Below are 3,939 nucleotides of genomic sequence, written 5' to 3'. Positions count from 1 at the left end.
GGCACAAGGAAAGGCCCCCACCTCACGGTGGGGGCCTTCCGTTGGTGTCAGCCCTGGCGGCGGCCGAAGACGCGGCGCCACCAGCTGCGGCGCGGGGCCGGGGCGGCCGGAGCGGCGGCCACGACGGGCTCGGCGGCCGGGGTGACCGGGGCGACCGGGGCGGTGGCCTGGGCCGGGACGACCGGGGCGGCGGGCGCCGGGGTGGGCTTCGGGCGGCCCGGGGTGAAGTTGACCGGGAGGCCGGTCAGGTGGCGGGCCAGCCAGGCGCCGCTCCAGCGGAGGTCCTCCTCGGCGACCGCGAGCTGGAGGTCGGGCAGGCGGGTGAGCAGGATGTCGATGCCGGTCTCGGCGATCGCGCGGCCGACGTCCTGGCCGGGGCACTCGTGCGGGCCGCCGCTGAACGCCAGGTGCGAGCGGTTGCCGTAGAGCGGGGTGTCCAGGTCGGGGCGGACCTCGGGGTCGACGTTGCCGGCCGCCAGGCCGAGCAGCAGCATGTCGCCGGCCTTGATCTGCTGGCCGCCGAGCTCGGTGTCGATGGTGGCCCAGCGACCCGGGATCATCGACAGCGGCGGGCTGTCCCAGAGCACCTGGTCCAGCGCGTCCGGCAGGGTCATGTGACCGCCGGAGAGGTTGGCGCGGAACCGGCTGTCGGTGAGCACCATCCGCAGGGTGTCCGCGATCAGGTTCACGGTGGACTCGTTGGCCATCAGCAGCACCAGTCGCAGGTGCTCCATCAGCTCGTCGTCGGAGAGCTCGGCCTCGTGCTGGATCAGCCAGCTGGCCAGGTCGTTGCCCGGCTCCACCCGCTTGCGGGCGACCAGCTGACGGAGCGTGGTGGCCACGTACTCGTTGCTGGCGATCGCGGTCTCGGTGCCGAGCATCATGTCCCGGGCGGCGACCACGAGTTGGGGGCCGTACTCGTCCGGCGCACCGAGCAGCTGGGTCATCACCAGCATCGGCAGATGCTCGGCGAACTCGCCGATCAGGTCGACCGTGCCGCGACCGGTGAAGCCGTCGACCAGCTGGTCGGCGAACCGGGTGACGTACCGTCGCATGCCCCGGCGGTCGAACCGGTTCAGCGCGTCGGTGACCGCGCCGCGCAGCCGGCGGTGCTCGGCACCGTCCGCGAACAGGCAGAGCGGCTGCCAGGCCAGCACCGGCATCAGCGGCGAGTCCATCGCCACCTGGTTCTGCTGGAACGCCGTCCAGCGCCGGGAGTCCCGGGAGAACCGGGACGGGTTGCGCATCACGGTCAGGTTGGCCGAGTGGCCGACCACCAGCCAGGCCGGCAGGTCGCCGTGCAGCAGCACCGGCGCCACCGAGCCGTGCTCGGCGCGGAGCTTCTCGTACAGGCCGCTCGGGTCGGCCTCGGCCTCCGGGCCGTACAGCCGCCGTATGTGGTCGGTGCCGAGGCCGTGGGCCGGGCAGCCGGGCGGCGGGGTGAGCTGGCCGTCGGGGGAGGTCACGGGTTTTCTCCGGGAGTGAGTGTGAGCAGACGTCAGGTGGTGAGGATTCAGGAGCTGAGCGTGTACAGGTAGCGCATCAGGGCGAGCAGCACGTCGCGGCTGGCGTCCCGGCTGCGGGCGTCGCAGCCCACGATCGGCACCTCGTCCGGCAGGTCGAGCGCCGCCCGCAGTTCGTCGATCGGGTAACTCGGCGACTCCGGGAAGGTGTTGACGGCCACCACGAAGGGCACACCGCGCTCCTCCAGCCGCCCGATCACGTCGAAGCTGACCTCCAGGCGGCGGGTGTCGACCAGCACCACCGCACCCAACGCACCCTCGAACAGGCCGTTCCAGAGGAACCAGAACCGCTGCTGGCCCGGGGTGCCGAAGAGGTAGAGCACGAGTTCGTCGGAGATGGTGATCCGGCCGAAGTCCATCGCGACGGTGGTGGAGGTCTTCCGCTCCACGCCGGTGACGTCGTCCACCTCGACCCCGGCCCGGGTCATGGTCTCCTCGGTGGTCAGCGGACGGATCTCGCTGACCGAGCCGACCAGGGTGGTCTTGCCCACCCCGAAACCACCGACGATCACCACCTTGACGGCGGTGGCGGCGGTGGCGGGCAGCAGATCGGTCCCGCTCGGGCCGCCCGGCTCAGAGCTTCTGAAGTCCATTCATCACCGCTTCGATCAGGGCACGGTCGGGGAGTTCGGCCTTGGGGACGGGGGCCCGGGCCTCGACCCTGTCCTCCGTCAACAGGTCGGCGATCAGCACGGTGACCACGCTCATCGGCAGGTTGAGGTGGGCGGAGACCTCCGCCACCGAGAGCGGCGACTCGCAGATCCGCAGAATCGCCGCCTGTTCCGGCTGCATCGAGGGCTGCGGGCGGGACTTGGCGACGACCAGGGTGACCAGGTCGAGCACGACCCGCTCGGTCAGCCCACTGCGTCCACGCGTGATCACGTACAGCCGCTCGGGATTACCCGCCTCCCAGTCCGCGCCGGGGTCGGTCATGCGACCTGCTCACCATGGCGCGGGGCTGTGCTCAGATGCTCGCCGATCCGGGCCACCAGGTCGCGCATCCGCTGGCCCATCAGTCCGGCGTCCACGCCCTGGTCGGCCAGCACCGCGAGGTAGGCCCGGGCGCCGGCCGCCATCAGGTAGAAGAACCCGCCGGAGGTCTCGATCACCACCAGTCGCATCCGCCCGTCCCCGTGCGGGAACTCGGAGCCGATCGCGGTGGCCAGACTCTGCAGTCCGGCGCAGGCGGCGGAGAGCCGGTCGGCGGTGTCGGTGTCCGTGCCGTACTGCGCCATCCGCAGTCCGTCCGAGGACAGCACCACCACGTGCCGGGTCTGCGGTACGCCCTCGGCCAGTTCCTTGAGCATCCAGTCCATGTTGGCCCGCTGCTGAATCACTGCTCACCCTTACCTGAGGACTCGTCACTGTGGTGGTCCGGCCGGCCGTTCACACCGTTGGCGAACGCCGCCAGCCACATCCCGGGCTGCTCCGGCGCCGGCGCCGGGGCTGCCTGCGGGATCGGCACCGGTCGGCTCGTCGCGGCGGCGTGCCGACGACGCTGCGGCAGGCCGTTGGCGGCCCGCTCGGTCACTGCCGGGTTCTGCTCGTTCTCCCAGGGCTGCGGCCCCGACTGCTCCCAGGGCTGCGGTCCGGACGGCTGCCGGGCCGCCGGGGCGGCCACCGCGTGCCGGGCCACCAGGGCCGGACGGGATGTCGCCGGCGCCGCCCGGCGCGGGCCGGAGGCCACGCCGATGCCGTGCGCCCGATCGGTGGTCGCCGGGGTGGCGGTGAGCAGGTCCTGCGGGACGATCAGCACCGCGCGCACGCCACCGTAGGCGGACGGGCGGAGCGAGACCTGGAAGCCGTACGCCTGGGCCAGCCGCCCGACCACGGCGAGGCCGAGTCGGGGCGTCTCGCCGAGGTCGTTGAGGTCGATGCCCTCCTGCGCCTCGCGAAGCATCCGCTCGGCCCGGGCCCGGCCCTCCTCGCTCAGGCTCAGACCGCCGTCCTCGATCTCGATCGCGATACCGGTCTGCACCTCGACCGCGGTCAGGTGCACGTTGGTGTGCGGCGGGGAGTAGCGGGTGGCATTGTCCAGCAGCTCGGCCAGCGCGTGGATCAGCGGCTCGACCGCGGGGCCGACCACCGCGACCTCGGAGACCGGGTGCAGCTCGACCCGCTGGTAGTCCAGGATCCGGGAGACCGCGCCGCGCAGCACGCTGTAGAGCGGAACTCCCTTGCTCCACTGACGCCCTGGCCGCGCTCCACCGAGCACCGCGATCGAGTCGGCCAGCCGGCCGACCAACGCGTTGCCGTGGTCCAGCCGGAGCAGGTCGTCGAAGACGGCCGGGTCGGTGCCGTGCCGGTCCTCCATCTCGCGCAGGTCCTGGGCCTGCCGGTGCACGATCGCCTGCACCCGGCGGGCGATGTTCACGAACGCCCGCTGGGCCGACTCGCGCAGCCCCTCCTCGGCGTC

General features: G+C 72.5%; 5 protein-coding genes. All 5 read right to left on the bottom strand.

Annotation, left to right across the window (positions count from 1 at the left end):
* Window positions 1-47 precede the first annotated feature (47 nt).
* Window positions 48-1,466, bottom strand: coding sequence for a cytochrome P450 (locus ACXJMZ_RS36820; RefSeq protein WP_457034351.1), 1,419 nt, complete (start codon window positions 1,464-1,466; stop codon window positions 48-50).
* 47 nt (window positions 1,467-1,513) lie between these two features.
* Window positions 1,514-2,116 carry a GTP-binding protein gene (locus tag ACXJMZ_RS36815; protein ID WP_457034350.1) on the bottom strand — a complete coding sequence of 201 codons (603 nt, stop codon included), beginning with the start codon at window positions 2,114-2,116 and terminating at the stop codon, window positions 1,514-1,516.
* Window positions 2,097-2,456, bottom strand: coding sequence for a DUF742 domain-containing protein (locus tag ACXJMZ_RS36810; RefSeq protein ID WP_457034349.1), 360 nt, complete (start codon window positions 2,454-2,456; stop codon window positions 2,097-2,099). Before ACXJMZ_RS36810 ends, ACXJMZ_RS36815 begins: the two co-directional genes overlap by 20 nt.
* On the bottom strand, window positions 2,453-2,860 hold the full coding sequence (locus ACXJMZ_RS36805) for a roadblock/LC7 domain-containing protein (RefSeq protein WP_057237695.1): 408 nt from the start codon (window positions 2,858-2,860) through the stop codon (window positions 2,453-2,455). Before ACXJMZ_RS36805 ends, ACXJMZ_RS36810 begins: the two co-directional genes overlap by 4 nt.
* Window positions 2,857-3,939: ATP-binding protein (locus ACXJMZ_RS36800; RefSeq protein WP_457034348.1), on the bottom strand; the 1,083-nt coding region annotated here is incomplete at its 5' end. The genes ACXJMZ_RS36805 and ACXJMZ_RS36800, both read right to left, overlap by 4 nt.

The sequence above is a fragment of the Kitasatospora sp. P5_F3 genome, from assembly GCF_054049135.1.
The sequence above is the reverse complement of the archived record's forward strand: the minus strand, read 5'-3'. Positions and strand labels throughout refer to the sequence as shown.